17 protein-coding genes are annotated in these 20,554 nt (G+C 75.7%); 13 read left to right on the forward strand and 4 right to left on the reverse strand.

All coding sequences use genetic code 11. From position 1 onward, the window contains the following. Positions 1-82 precede the first annotated feature (82 nt). Positions 83-1,639, reverse strand: coding sequence for an MFS transporter (locus ACIQKA_RS03335; RefSeq protein ID WP_402539814.1), 1,557 nt, complete (start codon positions 1,637-1,639; stop codon positions 83-85). Between the two features lie 88 nt (positions 1,640-1,727). On the opposite strand from ACIQKA_RS03335, the gene ACIQKA_RS03340 reads away from it, so the two are divergent. From ACIQKA_RS03340 to ACIQKA_RS03365, 6 genes are all read left to right on the forward strand, one after another. Next, positions 1,728-2,126 carry a MarR family winged helix-turn-helix transcriptional regulator gene (locus ACIQKA_RS03340; protein WP_383156364.1) on the forward strand — a complete coding sequence of 133 codons (399 nt, stop codon included), beginning with the start codon at positions 1,728-1,730 and terminating at the stop codon, positions 2,124-2,126. Between the two features lie 372 nt (positions 2,127-2,498). After that, the gene (locus ACIQKA_RS03345) at positions 2,499-3,884 is read left to right on the forward strand and encodes a nitrate/nitrite transporter (RefSeq protein ID WP_383156362.1); all 1,386 of its coding nucleotides are present in this window, start codon (positions 2,499-2,501) and stop codon (positions 3,882-3,884) included. Next, positions 3,877-6,096, forward strand: a complete 2,220-nt coding sequence (locus ACIQKA_RS03350; RefSeq protein WP_402539816.1) for a molybdopterin oxidoreductase family protein — start codon at positions 3,877-3,879, stop codon at positions 6,094-6,096. The genes ACIQKA_RS03345 and ACIQKA_RS03350 overlap by 8 nt, the downstream gene beginning before the upstream one ends. Further along, positions 6,093-7,427, forward strand: coding sequence for an FAD-dependent oxidoreductase (locus ACIQKA_RS03355; protein ID WP_391093830.1), 1,335 nt, complete (start codon positions 6,093-6,095; stop codon positions 7,425-7,427). The genes ACIQKA_RS03350 and ACIQKA_RS03355 overlap by 4 nt, the downstream gene beginning before the upstream one ends. Continuing rightward, positions 7,424-8,536, forward strand: coding sequence for an NAD(P)/FAD-dependent oxidoreductase (locus ACIQKA_RS03360; RefSeq protein WP_383156355.1), 1,113 nt, complete (start codon positions 7,424-7,426; stop codon positions 8,534-8,536). The genes ACIQKA_RS03355 and ACIQKA_RS03360 overlap by 4 nt, the downstream gene beginning before the upstream one ends. A gap of 189 nt (positions 8,537-8,725) precedes the next feature. Then, complete coding sequence (locus ACIQKA_RS03365; RefSeq protein WP_383156353.1) at positions 8,726-9,376, forward strand: DsbA family protein; 651 nt, start codon at positions 8,726-8,728, stop codon at positions 9,374-9,376. Positions 9,377-9,437: 61 nt separating this feature from the next. On the opposite strand, the gene ACIQKA_RS03370 is transcribed toward ACIQKA_RS03365, so the two are convergent. Then, positions 9,438-9,911: a MarR family winged helix-turn-helix transcriptional regulator gene (locus ACIQKA_RS03370; protein WP_383156350.1), complete on the reverse strand. Its 474-nt coding sequence runs from the start codon at positions 9,909-9,911 to the stop codon at positions 9,438-9,440. A 184-nt stretch (positions 9,912-10,095) separates the two neighbouring features. On the opposite strand from ACIQKA_RS03370, the gene ACIQKA_RS03375 reads away from it, so the two are divergent. The 7 genes from ACIQKA_RS03375 to ACIQKA_RS03405 all read left to right on the forward strand — a co-directional run bounded on the left by ACIQKA_RS03375 (position 10,096) and on the right by ACIQKA_RS03405 (position 18,815). Further along, a complete protein-coding gene (locus ACIQKA_RS03375) occupies positions 10,096-11,598 on the forward strand; it encodes an amidase (RefSeq protein WP_383156348.1) in 1,503 nt (500 codons plus the stop codon). After that, positions 11,592-12,260: a thermostable hemolysin gene (locus ACIQKA_RS03380; protein WP_383156346.1), complete on the forward strand. Its 669-nt coding sequence runs from the start codon at positions 11,592-11,594 to the stop codon at positions 12,258-12,260. The genes ACIQKA_RS03375 and ACIQKA_RS03380 overlap by 7 nt, the downstream gene beginning before the upstream one ends. After that, positions 12,247-13,773 carry an AMP-binding protein gene (locus tag ACIQKA_RS03385; protein ID WP_383435865.1) on the forward strand — a complete coding sequence of 509 codons (1,527 nt, stop codon included), beginning with the start codon at positions 12,247-12,249 and terminating at the stop codon, positions 13,771-13,773. Before ACIQKA_RS03380 ends, ACIQKA_RS03385 begins: the two co-directional genes overlap by 14 nt. A 25-nt stretch (positions 13,774-13,798) precedes the next feature. Then, positions 13,799-14,734: a TauD/TfdA family dioxygenase gene (locus ACIQKA_RS03390; protein ID WP_383156342.1), complete on the forward strand. Its 936-nt coding sequence runs from the start codon at positions 13,799-13,801 to the stop codon at positions 14,732-14,734. A 16-nt stretch (positions 14,735-14,750) separates the two neighbouring features. Beyond that, complete coding sequence (locus ACIQKA_RS03395) at positions 14,751-15,470, forward strand: class I SAM-dependent methyltransferase (RefSeq protein ID WP_391093827.1); 720 nt, start codon at positions 14,751-14,753, stop codon at positions 15,468-15,470. Between the two features lie 38 nt (positions 15,471-15,508). Beyond that, the gene (locus ACIQKA_RS03400; protein WP_383156338.1) at positions 15,509-17,659 is read left to right on the forward strand and encodes a methyltransferase domain-containing protein; all 2,151 of its coding nucleotides are present in this window, start codon (positions 15,509-15,511) and stop codon (positions 17,657-17,659) included. Positions 17,660-17,756: 97 nt separating this feature from the next. Continuing rightward, positions 17,757-18,815, forward strand: coding sequence for a ParB/RepB/Spo0J family partition protein (locus ACIQKA_RS03405; RefSeq protein ID WP_402539818.1), 1,059 nt, complete (start codon positions 17,757-17,759; stop codon positions 18,813-18,815). Here ACIQKA_RS03405 and ACIQKA_RS03410 read toward each other — a convergent pair. Together ACIQKA_RS03410 and ACIQKA_RS03415 are read right to left on the reverse strand one after the other, a co-directional pair. Continuing rightward, positions 18,809-19,963, reverse strand: coding sequence for an FAD-dependent monooxygenase (locus ACIQKA_RS03410; RefSeq protein ID WP_383435857.1), 1,155 nt, complete (start codon positions 19,961-19,963; stop codon positions 18,809-18,811). The two genes, ACIQKA_RS03405 and ACIQKA_RS03410, sit on opposite strands and share 7 nt — an antisense overlap. Then, the gene (locus ACIQKA_RS03415) at positions 19,960-20,487 is read right to left on the reverse strand and encodes a hypothetical protein (RefSeq protein WP_383435854.1); all 528 of its coding nucleotides are present in this window, start codon (positions 20,485-20,487) and stop codon (positions 19,960-19,962) included. Before ACIQKA_RS03415 ends, ACIQKA_RS03410 begins: the two co-directional genes overlap by 4 nt. Between the last annotated feature and the right edge of the window lie 67 nt (positions 20,488-20,554).

Here is a 20,554-nt window from a genome sequence, read left to right on the forward strand (position 1 = left end):
TCCGGGCGCGGCCGCCCGTCGCCGAAGCGCCGGACGGCCGCGTCCCCCGTTCCCCCGTGTTCCCCCGTTTCCCTCCGGACGGTCAGTCGCGGAGGGCGACCTTCGCCGGGACCTCCCCGGGGGCCGGGGCGTCGGCGGCGGTGTCGCCCGCCGGCGCGTCCCCGGCGACCGGGCCGGTGTCCGGGGAGCGTGCGACCACGACCGACCCGGTCGCCGCGCCCCGCGGCCTCCGCAGACCCGGCAGGGTGACGAGCAGTCCGGCGAGGGCGATGACCGCGATCACGGCCAGGCCCGGGCGGAAGCCGTCCAGGACCGCCTGCGGGGAGGCGTCCCCGCCGTCTCCGCCGCCCGCGGTGACGACGGCGGTGGTCACGGCGAGGAAGAACGCGCCGCCGACCTGGATCGAGGTGTTGAGCAGGCCCGAGACCATGCCCTGCTCGCGGTCGGCCACGCCGTTGGTGGCCTGGATGTTGAGCGAGGGGAACACCAGGGCGCAGGCCGCGCCGATGAGCAGCATCGACGGCAGGACGACGGCCGCGTACTGCGGGACGAGCGAGACGCGCAGGAAGAGCGCGTACCCGACGACGAGCAGGGTGAAGCCGGTCGCGATCACCCGGGGCGTGCCGAACCGGTCCACGATCCCGCCGATCTTCGTGGACGAGAGGGCCACCAGCACGCCGGCCGGGAGGAAGGCGAGCGCCGTCTGGAGCGCGGACCAGCCGAGCAGCGACTGCATGTACTGGGTCACGATGAACTGGAAGGCGACGTACGAGCCGAAGAACGCCGCCGCGCCGAGCTGGGCCCGGACCTGCGAGCCGGAGCGCAGCACCCCGAGCCGCACCAGCGGGCTCGGGCTGCGCCGTTCGATCAGGACGAAGGCGACGAGCAGGGCGGCGGCCGCGAGGAAGGAGAGCAGGGTGCGGGCGGAGGCCCAGCCCGCCTCGGGCGCCTCGACGACGGTGAGGACGAGCAGCAGCATCGCGGCCGTGCCGGTGACGGCGCCCGGCAGGTCGTAGCCGCCGGAGGAGTCGTCGCGGGCGCTGTGCGGGATGAGGCGCAGCGCGAAGACGAGGGCGATCAGGGCGACGGGGGCGGGGAGCAGCATGGTCCAGCGCCAGCTCAGCTCCGTGAGCAGCCCGGACAGGACGAGGCCCATGGAGAAGCCGGTGGCGGCGCAGGTGGTGTAGAGGGACAGGGCCCGGTTGCGCTGCGGGCCCTCCTCGAAGGTGGTCGTGATGATCGACAGGCCGGCGGGGGCGGTGAAGGCGGCGCTGAGCCCCTTGACGAACCGGCTGGCGATGAGCAGCGGCCCCGAGTCGACGAGCCCGCCGAGCAGCGAGGCGACCGCGAAGACGGCGAGCGCGACCAGGAAGACCCGGCGCCGGCCGAGCAGGTCGGCGGCGCGGCCGCCGAGGAGCAGCAGCCCTCCGTAGCCGAGGATGTAGCCGCTCACGATCCACTGGAGGGTGGCGGTGGACAGGTCGAGGTCGGCGGCGATCGAGGGCAGGGCGACGCCGACCATGGAGACGTCGAGGGCGTCGAGGAACATCGCGGCGCAGAGCACGAGCAGGGTGCCCCAGAGGCGCGGACTCCAGCGTTCCTGCGCGGACTTGGGGACGTCGGTGAGCGGAGAGGTCATGGACGGAGACAGTACATGCACATGCATTGAATGCAAGTGCATTTAATTCTCGTGCAACAAAAGGGGTCGTCTCTGCTAACGTGCGGCCATGGCAGCGAACAAGTCCGAACGCGCGCTCGTGGAGGAGTGGCGTGACGTCCTCGCCCTGCACGCCCGCACGACCTGTGAGCTCGACCGGGCCCTCCATCCGTACGGACTCGGCGCCAGCGACTTCGAGGTCCTCGACGTCCTCGCCGAGGGCGCGTCCGGGGACGGCCCGGCGGCCTGGCGGGTCCAGGAACTCTCCGGCCGCGTCCACCTCAGCCAGAGCGCGCTGTCCCGGCTCGTCGCCCGCCTGGAGAAGGACGGCCTGGTCGCCCGGGGGATGTGCCCCGAGGACCGGCGCGGCGTCCAGGTGAAGCTCACGGAGAAGGGCCTCGACCGCCACGCCGAGGCGAAGCCCCTCCAGCGCGAGGTCCTGACCCGGATGCTGGACGGGGACGCCTGAGGCGTACGGGGAAGCCGGGGGTTCCCGGGGCGTACGGGGAAAGGGGGACGGGGCCGGCCGGCCCGCACGGCCGCGGCGTTCCTCCGTGCGTTCGCGGTGTTCTCCGCGCGACCACGGTGTTCCTCCGCGCGGCTAGGGCGTTCTCCCGCGCGACCACGGCGTTCTCCCGCGCGACCGCAGCCGGATCACGCCTGTTCACGCGCCTCCGCCGAAGGGTTCACGGCGGCGGGGACACCCGGCGCCGAGCCGTGGCGAGCGGACTTGACGGACCCTCAAACGGGCCGTTGACGCTGTCCCCGGGCGCTGCCCAAGATTCCTGTCCGGAAAGCAAACTCGTCGACGCAGTGCGGAATCCGGCCCGGAGGGCGAGTGATGAACCCAAGCAGAAGAACCGGCCGCTGGATCGAGCACTGGGACCCGGAGAACGAGCACTTATGGGCGACCCGGGGCAGACGCGTCGCCCGCCGCAACCTCGCCCTCTCCATCGCCTCCGAGCACATCGGCTTCTCCGTCTGGAGCATGTGGTCGGTCCTCGTGCTCTTCATGTCCCCCCGCATCGGGCTGCCGTTCACGCCCGACGAGAAGTTCCTGCTCGTCGTCACCCCCACCCTCGTCGGAGCCGCGCTCCGCATCCCGTACAGCCACGCCGTCCTCCGCTTCGGCGGCCGGAACTGGACCGTCTTCGCGACCGCCGTCCTCCTCGTGCCCGCCTGTGCCGCCACCCACTTCGTGCAGCGGCCGGGCACCCCGCTCTGGGTCTTCCTGCTGATCGCCGCGCTCGGCGGCGTCGGCGGCGGCAACTTCGCCTCCTCGATGACCAACATCACCGCCTTCTACCCGCAGCGCCTCCAGGGCTGGGCCCTCGGCCTCAACGCGGGCGGCGGCAACCTCGGCGTCGCCGTCGTCCAGCTCCTCGGCCTGCTCGTCATCGCCGTCGCGGGCGACACCCACCCGTCGTACGTGGCCGCCTGCTACCTCCCGCTGATCGTCGCCGTCTCCCTGCTGTGCGCCCTGCGCATGGACAACCTGGCGCCGGTGCGCGCCGAGAAGGGCGCCCAGCGCGCGGCCCTGCGCTCCGCGCACACCTGGTGGATCTCGCTGCTCTACGTCGGCACGTTCGGCTCGTTCATCGGCTACGGCTTCGCCTTCGGGCTCGTGCTCCAGACCCAGTTCGGCGCCTCCCCGCTCCAGGCCGCCTCGTACACCTTCCTCGGCCCGCTGCTGGGCTCGCTCTCCCGCCCCTTCGGCGGGCGGCTCGCGGACCGGTGGGGCGGCGCCCGGGTGACCGCGTGGACGTTCGCGGGCATGGCGGCGGGAACGGGCGGACTGCTGCTCGCCTCGCGGGCCGGTTCGTACGGGCTGTTCATCGCGGCCTTCACGGTCCTCTTCGTGCTCACCGGGATCGGCAACGGCTCCACGTACAAGATGATCCCGGCCGTCTTCGCCGAAGAGGCCGGCCGCGAGGTCACCGCGGGCCGCGACGCGGGCGAGGCCTTCGCCCGGGCCCGGCGGCGCTCGGGCGCCGTGATCGGGATCGCGGGCGCCGTCGGCGCGCTCGGCGGGGTCGCGGTGAACCTCGCCTTCCGGGCCGCGTACGGCTCCGAGGGCGGCAGCGGCACCCCCGCCTTCCTCGGCTTCCTCTGCTTCTACGTGGTGTGCGTGGTGGTCGTCCGGACGGTCTACCTGCGGCCCGCGCCCGACGACGGCGACCCGCTCGGACCGTCGCGGGTCCGGCGCCGCGGGGCCAGTCGTGTCTGACGCCCGCGCCGAGGAAACCGCCCGCGCCGACGGCACGGACCACGCCGGCGCCGGCCGCCGCCCCGACGGCACGGACCGCCCCGGCGGCACGGACCGCGCCGGCACCGGCACCGGGCGGACCGTCCTCACCCACTGCCCGTACTGCGCGCTCCAGTGCGGTACGGAACTCACCTCCGCCGGCGACCGGGTGACCGTCGCGCCCGCCGTCCTCGCCGGCACCGGGAAGCGGGGCGGCCTGTGCCAGAAGGGCTGGACCGCGCCCGAGGTCCTGACCACCGCCGACAGGCTGCGCACACCGCTCGTGCGGGGCGCCGACGGACGGCTCGCCCCGGCGACCTGGGACGAGGCGCTCGACCTGGTCGCCGGACGGCTGAGGGAGCTGCGGGACGCCCACGGCCCGGACGTCGTCGGGGTGTTCGGCGGCGGCGGCCTCACCAACGAGAAGGCCTACCTGCTCGGCAAGTTCGCCCGGGTCGCCCTCGGCACCAGCCGCATCGACTACAACGGCCGCTTCTGCATGTCCTCGGCCGCCGTGGCGGGCAACGCCGCCTTCGGCGTCGACCGCGGACTGCCCTTCCCCGTCACGGACCTCGAGGGGGCCGACGTCGTGCTGCTCGCCGGGGCCAACCCGGCCGAGACGATGCCGCCGCTCGTGCGCCACCTCGACCGGGCCGGCGCGCTCGTCGTCGTCGACCCGCGCCGCACGGCCACCGCCGAACGGGCCGCGCTGCACCTGCGGCCCGCGCCCGGCACCGACCTCGCCCTGGCGCTCGGCCTGTTGCAGCTCACCGTGGTCGACGGACACCTCGACCGGGCCTACGTGGAGGAGCGGACCGGCGGCTTCGAGGAGACCTGGCGCCGGGCCCTCGCCTGGACCCCGGAGCGCACGGAGCGCACCACCGGCGTCCCGGTCGCCGCCCAGCGCGAGGCGGTCCGCCTCCTGGCGGGCGCCCGGCGGGCGTACGTCCTGACCGGTCGCGGCGCCGAGCAGCACAGCAAGGGCACCGACACGGTCTCCGCCTTCATCAACCTCGCCCTCGCCCTCGGACTGCCGGGCCGGGAGGGCAGCGGATACGGCTGCCTCACCGGCCAGGGGAACGGACAGGGCGGACGCGAACTCGGCCAGAAGTCCGACCAGTTGCCCGGCTACCGGCTCATCACCGACCCGGCGGCCCGCGCGCACGTGGCGGGGGTGTGGGGCGTCGACCCGGAGCGCCTGCCCGGCCCCGGCCCGAGCGCGTACGAACTGCTCGACTCGCTCGGCACGGAGCACGGGCCGCGCGCCCTGCTCGTCTTCGGCTCGAACCCGGTGGTCTCCGCCCCGCACGCCGGCCACGTCACCGAGCGCCTCGCCGCGCTCGACCTGCTGGTCGTCGCCGACTTCGTGCCCTCCGAGACCGCCCGCCTCGCGGACGTGGTCCTGCCCGTCACGCAGTGGGCCGAGGAGGAGGGCACCCTGACCAGCCTGGAGGGGCGGGTGCTGCGCCGGCGCGGGCTGCTCGACCCGCCGCCGGGGGTCCGCAGCGACCTGGAGGTGCTGCGCGGGCTCGCCGTACGGCTCGGAGAACCGGCCGAGCGGTGGCCCGACCGGCCGGGCGAGGTCTTCGACGAGCTGCGCCGGGCGACGGCGGGCGGCCGGGCCGACTACTCCGGCGTGAGCTACGAGCGGCTCGACGCGGGCGAGGTCCTGCACTGGCCCTGCCCGGCGCCGGGCCACCCCGGCACCCCGCGGCTCTTCCTCGACTCCTTCGGCCACCCCGACGGCCGGGCCCGCTTCGTCCCGGTCGAGCACCGGGACGCGGCCGAGCAGCCCGGGGGGTCGTTCGACCTGTACGGGACGACCGGGCGGGTCCTGGCCCACTACCAGTCCGGCGCGCAGACCCGGCGGGTCGAGCAGCTCGCGGAGGCCGTCCCCGAGGCGTACGTGGAGATCCACCCCGACACGGCCCGGCGGGCCGGAGTGGTGCAGGGCGGGCTCGCGCGCGTGGTGTCGGCGCGGGGCGCGGTGGTGGCCCGGGTGCGGACGGTGGAGAGCCTGCGCACGGACACGGTGTTCCTGCCGTTCCACTTCCCGGGCGAGGGGCGGGCGAACCTGCTCACGAGCGGGGCGCTCGATCCGCGCAGCGGGATGCCGGAGTTCAAGGTGAGCGCGGTCCGCGTGGAACCGGTGGACGAGGAAGAACAGACGACGGGGACGGGGGACGGGACGTGAACGGGACGGCACACCGGAGAAGAGGTACGGGCCGGAGCGCGTGCGGCGCCGACGACCGCGTCGTGGTCGTCGGCAACGGCATCGCCGCGCACCGGCTCACCGAGAGGCTCGCCGCCCTCGGCCACGGCGGCCCCGTCACCGTCCTCGGTGCCGAGCCCCACCCCGCGTACCAGCGCACCCTGCTCGGATCGGTCCTCGACGGCAGCCTGTCGCCGGAGGCGGTGACCCTGCCCGCGCCACCGCGCGGGACCAGGGTGCTGCCCGGGGTCCGGATCACCCGGATCGACCGGGCCCGCCGGCTCGTGCACGGGCGGACGGCGGCCGGGGAGAGCGTGGCGGAACCGTACGGCACCCTCGTCCTGGCCACCGGGGCCCGGCCGGTCGCCCCCGGGCGCGGCTTCCACTCGCTCGACGACAGCCTGCGGCCGGTGCACGGCCGGGTGGCCGTGGTCGGCGCCGGCGTCCTCGGCGTGGAGACGGCGACGGCGCTGCGGCGGCGCGGCCACCAGGTGGTCCTCGCCCACGCCGGCCCGTACCCGATGCACCGTCACCTCGACGCGACGGCGGGCGCGCTGGTGGTGGCGGCCCTGGAGGACTGGGGCGTCGAACTGCGGCTCGACAAGAGGGTCGAGGAGGACGAGATCCTCGACGCCGACACCGTCGTGTGGTGCGTCGGCAGCGTCCCCGAGACCTCCCTCGCCCGCGGGGCGGGCCTGCGGGTGCGGCACGGCGTCGTCGTCGACGGGCGGCTGCGCACCAGCGACCCCGCCGTCCGGGCGATCGGCGCCTGCACGGGCGCGCCCGGCCTGGTGGGGGCCCTGGGCCAGGCGGAGACCCTGGCCGCCGACCTGACCGGCGGACCGGCCTGGTACACGGCCCCCTCGCCGATCCTGCGGCCCCGGGTGCCCGGCCTCGACGTGGCCTGCCTGGGCTTCCCGGGCTTCCCCGTCGAACGGACCGTGACCCTGCACGACCCCGCCCTCGGCCGGTACGCGCGCCTCGAACTCGTCCGGGACCGGATCGCGCGGGCCGTCCTGGTCGGCCTCCCCGAGGGGATCGCGGCGGTCGGCCAGCTCTACGACCGGGGGGCGCCCGTGCCCGCCGACCCGCTGGCGCTGCTGCTCGGCACCGCGGGGAAAGCGCCCGACGAGTCCGTGGTGTGCCACTGCAACGGCGTCGACCGGGAGGCCGTCGAACGCGCCTGGCGCGACGGCGCGCGGTCCGTCGGGGCGGTCGTGGAGGCGACCCGCGCGACCACCGGCTGCGGAGGGTGCTCCGACACCCTCCGGGCGGTGTGCGCGGCGCTGGGCCCCGCCCGGGAGGCGAGGTGAGGACCCTCGTCGTCGCCGGGTACGGCCCGTCCGGACACCGGCTGGTCCAGGAGCTGCGCGCCCTGGACACCGCCGGTACGTGGCGGATCGTGGTGCTCGCCGAGGAGCCGCGGCCCGCCTACAACCGGATCGCGCTCTCCACCCTGGCCTCCGGGCGCGACCCCGCCGAACTCGCCCTCCCCGGCGTGCCGCCGGACGCGTCCGTCGACGTGCGCCTGTCGACCACCGCGACCGGGATCGACCGCGCGGGCCGGACCGTGCGCTGCTCGGACGGCACCCGGGTGCCCTACGACGCGCTCGTCCTGGCCACCGGCTCGCGGCCGTTCGTCCCGCCCGTGCCCGGGCACGACCTGCCGCACTGCTTCGCCTACCGCAGGGTCGAGGACGTCGACGCGATCCGGGCCGCCGCCCGCCCCGGCCGGCCGGCGGTGGTGATCGGCGGCGGGCTGCTCGGCCTGGAGGCGGCGGACGCGGTGCGCAGGCTCGGGATGCGCACCCGCGTCGTGGAGACCGCGCCCCATCTGATGCCGCTCCAGGTCGACGCGGACGGCGGCCGGCTCCTGGGGGAGCTGGTCCGTGACCTCGGCATCGAGGTGCACTGCGGGGCGAGGACGGTCTCGGTCGGGCCGGAGGCGGTGCGCTTCGCCGACGGCACCGAACTCGCGGCCGACCTCGTCGTGTTCTCCGCCGGGATCCGGCCCCGGGACGAACTCGCCGCCACGGCGGGCCTGGCGACCGGGGAGCGCGGCGGCTTCCTCGTCGACGCCCGGCTCCGCACGGCCGACGAACGGATCTGGGCGATCGGCGAGTGCGCGGCCGTCGAGGGCCGCTGCCACGGCCTGGTGGCCCCCGGCCGCCGCATGGCCGGCCTGGTGGCCCGCCGGCTCATGGACCTGGAGGCGCCCCCGTACGCGGACACGGCCCAGCCGACCCGGCTGAAGGTCCTCGGCCTCGGGGTCACCGGCTTCGGGGACATCCACGCCCGGACCGAGGGGGCGATCGAGCTGCGCGAGACGGACCACGCCACGGGCGCCTACCGCAAGCGCGTCCTCGCGGCCGACGGCGAGACCCTGCTCGGCCGGGTGGAGGTCTCCGCGACGCCCCGGTGAGGGCAGGGGGTCGCGCGCTCTTCACCCCCGGTTCGTCCGGCGGGGCGAGACTGTCCGGCGGAAGGGGGCGGTCCGGCCCGCGGACCGGAGTCCTCCGAGGTCAGCGTGTGATGGCGGCGTGATGCGGACGTGACATTATCGGCCTGGACATGCCTGGGGAAAACAGCGATTTGAGTATGCTTCATGGCCATGACCGCAGTCATCGACGCCTGGTTCGATTTCGGATGTCCCTTCAGCATGTTGACCCGGCGTCTGCTGGCCGCGGAGCTCGAGGACTTCGGTCCGGCCGTCCGCTGGTACCCCCACGAGGCCCCGGGCGGGGCCCGGAACAGGCTGCCGGCGGCCCGCGTCTGGGAGCGCGGGGTGCGCCCGCTCGCCGACCGCCTCGGGGTGCCGGTCCACCGGGAGCCCCCGCCGCCCGCCCCCACCCGGCTCGCCCTCCAGGGCTACCACTACGCGGTGGACCGGGGCCGCGGGTCCGCCTACTCGGACCAGGTCTTCGACGCGTACTTCCGGGAGCGGCTCGACATAGCGGACCCCGGGGTGCTGGCCGGGGCGGCCGGGCGCGCGGGGCTCGATCCGGAGCGGTTCCTCGCCGCGGTGGACTCGCCCCGGTACGCGCAGCGGCACCGCACGGCGGTGGCCCGCTGGCCCTCGGTGCGGACGACGCCGACCGTGGTGTCCGGCGGCTACCGGGTCGAGGGCGTCCCCAACGCCGTGCAACTGGCCCGGATCGTGGCCCTGTCGGGAAGACGCCCCCCGGGGCCCGCCCGGCGGGTCATGGCCGGGGCCGCGGCGCCCGGCACGGCACCTTGCCGCGTCGCCGAAACGCCCCCCTAGTCCCGCCGCGGGCCGCCGCACCGGACGCCCGTCCTCCCCAGCCCCGGTCCGCCGGACGGCCCTAGTGCAGGCGGGGCTTCGTCCGCCGGTCGAGGTGGACGAGGGCGGTCGCGAGGAGGTCGTCGAGCCGCTCGGCGAGCCCGTCCGGCAGCCGGTCGAGCAGCTCCGCGTGCGCCGCCGTGGCCGAGACGAGCACCGAGCAGGCCAGGGCCTCGCCCTCCGCGGTGAGCTGCACCCAGGTGCTCCGGGCGTCGTTGGCGTTGGCCTCCCGGGTGACGTAACCGGCCTGCACCAGGCGGAGGGTCACGTTGCTGGTGCCGCCGGAGGACAGCTCGCACAGGGCGGACAGGGCGGTCGGGCGGAGCCGGTTGTCCTCGGAGCGGTACAGCGCGAGCAGCACGTCGGTGTCGGCCTGGGTGAGGCCGGCGTCGGCCGACGAGGCCCGGGTGGCCGCGTTCACCAGCTGGGCCAGCCGGTTCGCGTGGCGGGCCAGCCGGTCCAGGGGGATCGCCCCGGCCGGGGCTTGGTTGTTCATGCATCTCCTCGTCGTGCGGCGGGCCGCTCGTCTGCCCGTGGTGCCGTCCTGACGCACCTATCCCATTTTTGCGGCACGCGGGCAAGCCCCGCGCACCGGGGGCGGTTGATGGACCTCCGCCCGGAGGCTACTCTCTCAGGAGAAAGCTTTAATAAAAGCTATCGGCTGGGAGGGGAGAGGCCGCATGACCTCCTTAGGGGAATTACGGGGGCTCGACGGGCACGCGCAGGCCCGGCTCGTCCGTGACGGGGAGCTGACGGAGGCCGAACTGATCGCCGCCGCCGTCGACCGGATCGAGCGGTACGACGGCCCGATCGGCTCCGTCGCCGTCACCGCCTTCGGGCAGGCGCTCGCCGAGGCCGAGAAGGAGCCGCGGGAACCGCTCGGGGGAGCGCCGCCCCACGGACCGCCGTCCCGGGAGTCACCGCTCCGGGGAGTGCCGTTCCTCCTCAAGGACCTCGGCCCCACCGTCGCCGGCATCGAGGCGACCATGGGCTCGCGCTTCCTCGCCGGCTTCGTGCCCGACCGGGGCAGCGAGCTCGGCGACCGGTTCCGCGCCGCCGGCCTGCGGGTCCTCGGCAAGGCCAAGACCGCCGAGTTCGGGGTGCTGCCCACCACCGAACCCCGCCACCAGGGACCCACCCGCAACCCCTGGGACCCCGCGCGCAGCGCCGGCGGCTCCAGCGGGGGCTCCGCCGCGGCCGTCGCCGCCGGCCTGGTCCCCGTCGCGCACGCCAACGACGCCGGCGGCTCCATCCGCATCCCCGCCTCCAACTGCGGGGTCTTCGGCCTCAAGCCCACCCGGGCCCGCACCCCGCTCGGACCCGCCGTCGGCGACCTCATGAACGGACTCGCCTCCGAGCACGTGGTCAGCCGCTCGGTCCGGGACAGCGCCGCCGTGCTCGACGCCGTCGCGGGCCCCGCCCCCGGCGACCCCTACTGGGCGCCGCCCGCCCCCGCCGGCTCGTTCCTCCGGGCCGTCCTCGAAGCCCCCCGCCTGCGGCCCCTGCGCATCGCCTTCACCCTCAGGACCGGCAGCGGCGGCCGGCTCGACCCCGCCTGCGCGGAGGCCGTCCGCGAGGCCGCCGGGCTCTGCGCCGACCTGGGCCACGACGTGACCGAGGCCGAACCCGCCGTCGCCTTCGCCGACCTGGTCGAACCGTTCCTGGCGCTCTGGGCCGCCGGAGTGTCCTCCGCCATCACCTCGTACGCGCTGCTCAGCGGCCGGACCCCGGAGCCGGACGGCTTCGAGGAGCTCACCTGGGACCTGTACGAGCGGGGCCGGAGCCTGAGCGCCGCCGACTACCTGCTCGCCGTCACCGCCCTCCAGCGGGCCGCGCGCGGACTCGCCGCCTTCCACGAGGAGCACGACGTGCTGCTCGGCCCGGTCACCGCCGAACCGGCCCCGCCGCTCGGCACCTTCGCCACCGGCTCCCCCCGCCGGCAGCTCCTGCGGGCCGTCGAGTTCTGCCACGAGACCCCGCTGGCCAACCTCACCGGGCAGCCCGCCATGTCCGTCCCGCTGCACCGGACCGCCGCCGGACTCCCCGTGGGCGTCCACGCGACCGGACGCTTCGGCGAGGAGGCGACCCTGTTCGCCCTCGCCGCCCAGCTCGAACAGATCCGTCCCTGGGCGCACCGTCTGCCCGACCCCGAGCACTCGCGAGCGGAGACACGGACGTGCTGAAGATATCCCTGGCCCTGCGGGACACCGACGGCTGGCACCGGGCCGGCGAACTCGCCCGCACCACCTACGCCGAGACCCACGCCGCCGACGTCAAGCCCGACCCGGACGCGTTCGTCCTGGCCGTCCCCTCCGAGCGCGACCCGGTGCCCGGCGGGACCGTCCTGGCCTGCGCCGGGTGTACGTACGCCGCCCCGGACCGGCCCTTCTTCTCCGAGCGCTACCTCGGCACCCGCATCGAGGAGGCCATCGCGGCCCGCACCGGCACCCCCGTCGACCGCGACCGGATCATCGAGATCGGGGCGCTCGCGGGACCCGGCGGGGCGGGACGCGAACTGATCCGGGTCATCCCGATCATCGCCTGGACGATGGGCATGGAGCACATCCTGTGCACCGTCACCAGGCAGCTCCGCGACCTGCTCGCCCGCCTCGACATCAACTACACCGTGCTCGGCGAGGCCGACCCGGACCACCTGACGCCGGAGGAGCGGGCCGCCTGGGGCACGTACTACGACCAGCGTCCGACCGTCGGCTTCATCGACCTCGCCCGGCTCGCCGGCCTGTTCGCCGGGGCGACCGGCCGGTACGCCTTCTTCGCGCCCGTCGTCGAACTCCTCACCGACGCCACCACGCCCCGGGAGGTGGTCGGCCGTGCGGGCCGTTGAGAACGCGCTGCGCCGCCACGCCGAGACCGACCGGCCCCTCGTCCGGGTCCTCGACGGCCGGGGCGGCGTCGCCGCCGCCCACGGCTACCGGGAGATCACCCGGGCCGCCCGGGCGCTCGCCGACGGGATCGGCGCCGGAGCCGGCCGGATCGGCGTCCTGTGCGGCAACACGCCGGAGTTCGTCGTCGCGGACCTCGCCCTGCTCGCGCTGCGCGCCACCGAGGTCCCCGTACCGCTGGCCTTCTCGCGCGAACAGGCCGCCGGGCTCCTGGAGGAGGCCGACGTCTGCCTGGTGGACGCGCAGGGCGCCGCGCGGCTCGCCGAGTGGGGGCCGGTGCTGCCCGAGGGCTGCCGGGTCGTCGAGGTCTCCCTCGCCGCGCTCGCGGGCGGCACCGCACCGTACGCCGTGCCCGACGGCGACGAGGACTGGATCTGCAAGATCATCCACACCTCGGGGACCACCTCGCGCCCCAAGGGCGTACGGATCCGGGCCCACGGCGTCGGCGCCCTCATCGACTCCCTGCACGGGGCGATGCCCGCCGAGGCCTTCACCGGCTACCTCTCCTTCGTCCCCTTCAGCCTCCTCATCGAGCAGGTCACCGGCCTGTACCTGGTGCTGCTCGACGGCGGCTGCCTGACCCTGCTGCCGCCCGGCACGCCGCTCGTCGGCACCAGCGGCGGCGCCGTCGAGGCCGCGCTGCCGCAGCTCGCCGCCGCCCGCCCCACCGCCCTCGTCGCCACCCCCGCGCTCGCCAACGCCCTCCTCGACGCCGCCCGCCGGGCCGCCGCCGACGGACTGGACGTCGCCCCCGCCCTGTTCGGCACCGAACGGGCCCCCCTGATCTGCTGCGGCGGCGCCCCCGTCCACCCGGAGACGCTGCGCGCACTCGACGCGTTCGGGATCGCCGTGTACGAGGGCTACGGACTCTCCGAGAACAGCTCCGTCGTCAGCTGGAACACCCCCGGCGCCCGCCGCATCGGCACCGTGGGCCGCCCGCTCCCGCACGTCCGGGTCCGGCTGGACGAGGAGGGCGAACTGCTCGTCTCCAGCTCCTCCCTCTTCGACGGCTACACCCGCGAGGACCCCTCCAGCTGCGCCGTCGTCGACGGCTGGCTGCACACCGGGGACCTCGCCCGCGTCGACGAGGACGGCTACCTCACCATCACCGGACGCAGGAAGAACGTCATCATCACCTCGGCGGGCCGCAACGTGGCGCCCGAGTGGGTGGAGGCCCAGTACGCGCGGCTGCCCTTCGTCCGCGCCGTCGCCGTCGTCGGCAACGACCTGCCCGCCCTGCACGGCCTGTTCGTGATCGACCCCGCCGCCGACCGGACCGAGGCGGAGCGCGCGCTCGCCGCGTTCGGCGCCGAACACCTCTCCGAGGTCGAACGGGTCGAGACCGTCCACCTGATGGGCGCCGACGACGAGGCGTACCGCAGGCTCTTCACCGTCACCGGACGCCCCATGCGCAAGGCCGTCGTCGAGCACCTCCTCACTCACCGATCGCGATGACAACCGCGAAGAACGAGAGGTCAACATGTCTGTGAGCCGGCCGGAGATCACGCCCCTCGGCACGGGCACCGGAAAGCTCGTCACGCCCGGCGCCGACGGGGCGTCCCTCGGCGACCTGGACCCGCGCGCCGTCGTGCGGCTGCTCGCCGAGGCCGGGCACGTCGTCCTGCGCGGATTCCGCCCCTCCGTCGAGGAGTTCTCCCTCTTCGTCAAGAACCACTCCGACCGCGTGACCCTCGACCCCGCCCGCTCCTTCCACGGCGGCGATGTGGCGCAGAAGGTCGACGCCGGCACCGACGCCGTCGGCCTCCACCTGGAGAACGGCAACAGCCCCTTCGGGCCCGACCTGACCTGGTTCCTCTGCGAGAAGGCCGCCTCCCACGGCTCGCAGACCACCGTGTGCGACGGCTACCGCGTGTGGGACGCCGCCGAGGAGGCCGACCGGGCCGCCTTCGCGCAGGACATCACGTACGCGCGCCGGGTCGAGGAAGCCAAGTGGAAGCAGTTCGTCCTGCACCAGACCGGCGGCGCCAAGCCCCTGGAGGACATCACCTTCGAGGACTTCCGCGCCCTGGTCGAGAGCGCCCCGGACGGCCGCGCGTCCACCACGCTCGTCCAGCTGGAGGACGGCTCCGCCCACTACACGTACCGCACGGGCGCCGCCCACGCCACGCTCTTCGGCGAGCGGCTCTCCTGGGCCAACAGCGTCTTCGGCCCGTCCTACAACTACGAGAAGCCGGTCATCTCCTTCGCCGACGGCAGCCCGCTGGGCGAGGAGCTGACCGCCCGCATGAAGCGGCTCACCGACCGCCTCACCGAGGACATCGAGTGGCAGGACGGCGACGTCGCGCTCATCGACAACACCCGGGTGATGCACGGCCGCCGGGCCATCACCGACACCCGCCGGACCATCTACAACGCCCAGAGCTACGTCCGCCGCGACCTGCTCGCGTCCCTCTGAGAGCGGGAGACCCGCCATGACCGTCCAGTCCGCCGCCCCGGGCCCCGCGGGGCTCGACGACCCCGCCGTCCGCGCCGTCCTGAACCGGCTGTACTCCCAGGCCGAGCGGGACGACAAGGAGGTGATGGAGCGCGCCCACGCCAACGCCGCCCGGCTGGCCGCCCCGCCCACCCCCGCCGAGGCCAGCGCGCTCTGCGCCGACGCGCTGCTCCCCGTCGACCCGCACACCGGGCGGCTGCTGTACACCCTGGTCCGCATGCTGCGGCCCCGGCTCGTCGTGGAGTTCGGCACCTCCTTCGGCACCTCGGCCGTGCAGATCGCGGCGGGCCTGCGGGAGAACGGCCGCGGCCGGCTCGTCACCACCGAGCTCGACGGGAGCAAGGTGCGCCGGGCCCGGGCCAACCTCGACGAGGCCGGGCTCGCCGACCTCGTCGACGTGCGGGAGGGCGACGCGCTGGAGCTGCTGCGCGCCTTCGACGCGCCCGTCGACCTCGTCCTCCTCGACGGCTGGAAGGAGCTGTACCTGCCGGTCCTGGAGGTCCTGGAACCCGTCCTCGCGCCCGGAGCCGTGATCGTCTCCGACAACCTCTCGATGCTGCCCCCCGCGTATCTGGAGCGGATCCGTGACCGGGACCGGGGCTACGTCTCGCTCGACCTGCCGCTCGGCGACGGCATCGAGCTCACCACCTGGACCGGAGCGGCCGGGGCCGCGGACGCCCGGCCCGGAAACGCCTGAACCGCCGGACTTCCGAAGCACCCTACGGAGAGAGACCCATGCCAACCCTGTACGACCCGCTCACCGCCGGCGCCCTGACCCTGCCCAACCGCGTCGTCATGGCCCCCATGACCCGCAACCGCGCCGGCGCCGACGGCGTGCCCGGCCCGCTGGTGGCCCGGTACTACGCCCAGCGGGCCTCCGCCGGGCTGATCGTCACCGAGGGCGTGCGGATCAGCCCGGCCGCCGCCGGCCCGGTCGGCCAGCCCGGACTGCACACCCCCGAGCAGATCGCCGGCTGGGCCGAGGTCACCGGCGCGGTGCACCGGGCGGGCGGGCGCATCGTGGCGCAGCTCTCCCACCACGGCCGCATCGCCCACCCCGACCTGCTGCCCGAGGGCTTACGGCCGCTCGCGCCGTCCGCCGTGACCGCGCTCGGCGACGCCCGCACCCCGAAGGGGCTCGTGCCGACCGTGGAGCCGCGCGCGATGACCGCCGAGGACATCGCCACGACCCTGGCGGACTTCGCGGCGGCCGCCGCCGCGGCGGTCGAGGCCGGCTTCGACGGGGTCGAACTCCAGGGCGCCAACGGGTACTTGATCCACCAGTTCCTCTGCGACAACACCAACCTCCGCGAGGACGGCTACGGCGGCGACCCCGCCGCCCGGATCCGCTTCGCCGTCGAGGCCGTCCGCACCGTCTCCGACGCGATCGGCGCGGACCGGGTGGCGCTGCGGATCTCGCCCGCCAGCGGCTACAACGACACCGTCGAGCAGGACCCCGCGGTGGTCTACGGGCTGCTCGCGGACGCTCTCGACGCCGGACGGCTCGCCTATCTGCACCTGGTGGAGAGCGCGGACGAGCGGCTGAACCGGCTGGTGCGCGAGCGCTGGGCGGGCACCCTGCTCACCAACCCGTTCACCGGGGACGACCCGACCGACCCGGAGACCGGCGCGCGGCGGCTCGCCGCCGGGGCCGCCGACGCCGTGGCCTTCGCGCGGTACTTCTCCGCCAACCCCGACCTGCCCGAGCGGATCCGCCGGGGCCTCCCGCTGACCGAGCCCGACGAGGACACCTTCCACGAGGGCGGGGCCACCGGCTACACCGACTTCGCCCCCCATCCGGCGGGCGCGCCCGCCGAGGGCGAGCAGCAGGACCAGTACGCGGGGATCGGCGACCGGTACTCGGACTTCAAGGACACCGCCCCGCTCGCCGGGCCCGAGCAGCACAACGTCCTCAAGCAGCTCGGCGACCCGACCGGCCTGCGGGTCCTCGACCTGGCCTGCGGGCACGGCCACTACACCCGTCTGATCAAGGCCGCCGGCGCCGCCGAGGCCGTCGGCGTCGACCTCTCCCCGGTCATGGTCGAACTGGCCCGCGCGACCGAGCGGGAACACCCGCTCGGCATCACGTACCACGTCGGCGACGCCGTCGCGCTGCCCAGGCTGGGCGTCTTCGACCTGGTGAGCGCCGTGTGGCTGCTCAACTACGCCACCACCAAGGCGGAACTGACCGCCATGCTGCGCGGCATCCACGACAACCTGGCCCCGGGCGGGCGGTTCGTCGCGCTCACCGTACGGCCGGAGTTCGAACCCTTCGGGCCGAAGTGGGACGCGTACGGGCTGCGGGTGGTCTCGGAGACCCCTGACGGGGACCGGGGCGTCCTGGTCACCGACCTCATCGGCACCGAGACCTCCACCATCACCACCTCGCGCTGGAGCCACGAGGCCTTCGCCGAGTGCCTCGCGGCGGCCGGGTTCGAGGACTACGCGTGGGAGGTGCCCGAGGTGCCGGCCGAGTCCGTGGAGCGGTTCGGCGACGCGTTCTGGGACAACTACCGGGCCAACCCGATCCCCGGCCTCCTCGTCGGCACCCGCCCGGTGCCCGGCGCGGACCGGGTGCGGACCGCCGCGCGGACGCTCGCGGAGGACCTGGCCGGCGGGCGCTGGACCCCGACCGCCCTCGAAAGGTCCCTCGCGGGCAAGCTCCTGACCTCCGCCCCGGACGGCTCGTTCCTCACCGCCCGCGCGGTCCGGGACGTCTTCTGGGAGGGCTCGGAGGCCTTCACCCGGGAGAACGGCGGCCGGCTCGCGGCGCTGCTCGCGGACGCCACGCCGCTCCTGGAGGCGGAGCCGGGGTCGGAGCCGGCCGGCGAGGAGGCCGACGCGGCGGCCCGGGAGGTCGTCGCGCTGCTCCGCGCACTCGACTGAACGACCGGGCGTTCGAACGTTTTCAGGGACGCGTAAGGGGTGGGCAACCGTGCGAAGCGCACGGTTGCCCACCGCGCGTACGAGGAGGAAGAGAGCCGTGAACACTGTCAGGGCCGGGGCGTTCCCGGGCGCCGGGGAAGAGCCCGAGCCGTCGCGGGCGCCCCTGCTCACCGCCGTGCACCTCGTGCCCGTCGCCGCGCTGCAACCCGCCGACTCGCCCCGGGCCCGCGCCGAGCACCCGGAGCACCTGCGGATCCTCGCCGCGGCGGAGGGCGAGCTGCCGCCGATCGTCGTGCACCGGGAATCGATGCGGGTGGTCGACGGCACGCACCGGCTGCGGGCCGCCGTGCTGCGCGGCCGGACCGAGGTCGAGGTCCGGTTCTTCGACGGCGGGGCCGAGGACGCCTTCGTGTACGCCGTCGAGGCCAACACCCGGCACGGGCTGCCGCTCTCGCTGGCCGAGCGCCAGGCGGCGGCGGCGCGGATCCTGGCCTCCCACCCGCACTGGGCGGACCGGGCCATCGCCTCCGTGTCCGGCCTGTCCGCGCACACCGTGGCCGCGCTGCGGCGCAGCGCCCCCGGGCCGGACGCCCCGGCCGGGCGGCTCGGCAGGGACGGCCGGGTGCGCCCGCTGTCCACCGCCCAGGGCCGCCGCGAGGCCGGACGCCTGCTCGCCGCGTCCCCGGACGTCTCGCTGCGGGAGATCGCCAAGCGGACGGGCCTGTCGCCGGCGACGGTGCGGGACGTGCGCGACCGGGTGCGGCGCGGCGACGACCCCGTGCCGGAGCGGCTGCGGGGCGGCGACGGCGGGCGGCCGCAGGAGCCGTGGCGGGCGGCGGGACCGCCCGTGCGCGCGGTTCCGGAGCCGCTCCCGGCATCGGTTCCGTCCCCGGCTCCGGAGGAGGAGCTGGCCGCGGCCTACCAGAACCTGTGCCGCGACCCCGCCCTGCGCCACACCGAGAGCGGTCGCGTCCTGCTCCGCCTGCTGAGCGCGCTGACCCTTCCCCCCGCGCAGTGGCAGAACCTCGCCGACGGCGTCCCCGTCCACCGGGCCAACGCCGTCGCGGAGCTGGCCTCCGAGTACGCCCGCGTCTGGCAGGAGTTCGCCGAACGCGCCCGGCGCGGCGAGGAGCGGTCCCGCAGGGGCCCTCAGTAGCGCACCTTCCTGATCCGGGGTCCGTACGGGGCCGCGTCCAGCCAGCGGCCCGCGCGGGGCCACAGCGGGGCGGCGGCCGCGGCGGACCGCTGGAGCAGGCGCAGGCCGGGGCGGGGGGCGAGCAGGTGGTCGAGCGCGGCACCGGCCGCGCGGACGTTGCGCTCGGCCGCCGTCCGCCGCTCGCGGGCGTACGCCTCCACCGCGTCGTCCCGCACGGCCCGGGCCGCGGCCACGGCGTCGCCGACGCCGGAGTTCATCCCGCGCGCGCCGAAGGGCGGCAGCAGATGGGCGGCCTCGCCCGCGAGCAGCACCCGCCCGGTGGCGTCGGCGAAGCGGGCGGCGACCCGGAGCTGGAAGCGGTAGACCGAGGACCAGGTGACCTCGGGACCGGGCACCTGGGGGAGCACCGCGGGCAGCCACTCCCGGGCGGTCGCCGCGAGGTGCCGGGCGTCGTCGTCCGGGCGGCACTGCACGTCGACGCGCCAGCCGCCCCGGAAGGGCACGAGGAGCACGTGGCGCCCGCCGGCCGCCGGGTGCCGGTAGTGGAAGACCCGCTCGGGACGGGCGGGCCGCTCCCCGTCGGCCACGTCGACGACCACGAACTCGGTGGCCGACGTGCTGCCGTCCAGTCCGATGCCCACGGCCTCGCGCACCGCCGAGCGGGCGCCGTCCGCCGCGATGACGTGGCGGGCCCGGTGGACGGCGCCGGACGCCGTGCGCAGCCGCACCCCGTCGGAGGACGGCACCGCCTCCCGTACGGGGTCGCCCCAGAGGGTCCGGACGCCCGCCTCGTCGCAGGCCCGGCGCAGCAGGTCCTCGACGACGGTCTGCGGGAGGCTGGTGAAGGGGGCCGTCGCCGGGTCGGCGGGGTACGTGCGGAGGTGGACCTGACGGCCCGCCCACAGGGTGCGTTTGGTGTCCCACACCAGGCCCCGGGCGGCGATCTCCGTCCCGAGCCCGGGCCGGACGGCGTCGAGCCGGTCGAGGGTGGCGCGGTGCACGAAGACGGCGCGGCTGCCGGGCCGTTCGGCCGTGCGCGCACGGGCTTCGAGGAGGAGCGGGCGGAGGCCCAGGGCGTGCGCGGCCAGCGCGGCGGAGAGGCCGACCGGCCCGGCGCCGACCACGACCAGCGGGTCCGGGGCGCTCACGGGGCCCGCTCCGGCGGGACGACGGAGGGGTGGAAGGTCTCCCGGACGTACAGCGGGGCCTCGTCGGCCAGCTGGAGCAGGTAGCCGCGCGACACGGCGGACGGTCCGCCGCCCGGGCCCCGCCAGGGGGCGAGACCGACGCTCAGCGGGGTGCGCCGCTGCGGGACGCCGTACGCGGCCAGGGAACGGCCGAGGGGGGCGGAGCGGCTGGTGACGGCGGAGACCAGTTCCCCGTCGCGCGGCAGCCGGCCGAGCACCAGGTTGCGGGAGACCACCGTGCCGTCCGGGGCGACGAGTTCGGTGCGGCGGACGAGGCGGAGCGCGCCGGACGCGCCGCCGGTCAGGGTCTGCCCGAGGAGCCGCAGTCGCAGCCGGTGGCGGACGCGGCGTTCGAGGAGCTCCGTGGTCGGGCCGGGGTGGCGGAGCAGCGTCCGGGTGAAGACGTCGGTGAAGCCCCGTGCCGGGGCGCGGGGCGTGAGGCCGGGACGCTCCTCGGGGAGCGCGGCCGGAGAGGGGGCGGGCATGGCGGCGGTCTCTCGGTCCGCCGCGCCCTTCGGGGCGCGGCGCCGTGCCCGCCCGGGGGCGGACACG

It is taken from the genome of Streptomyces sp. NPDC092045, from assembly GCF_044756005.1.
Classification (GTDB): Bacteria; Actinomycetota; Actinomycetes; order Streptomycetales; family Streptomycetaceae; genus Streptomyces.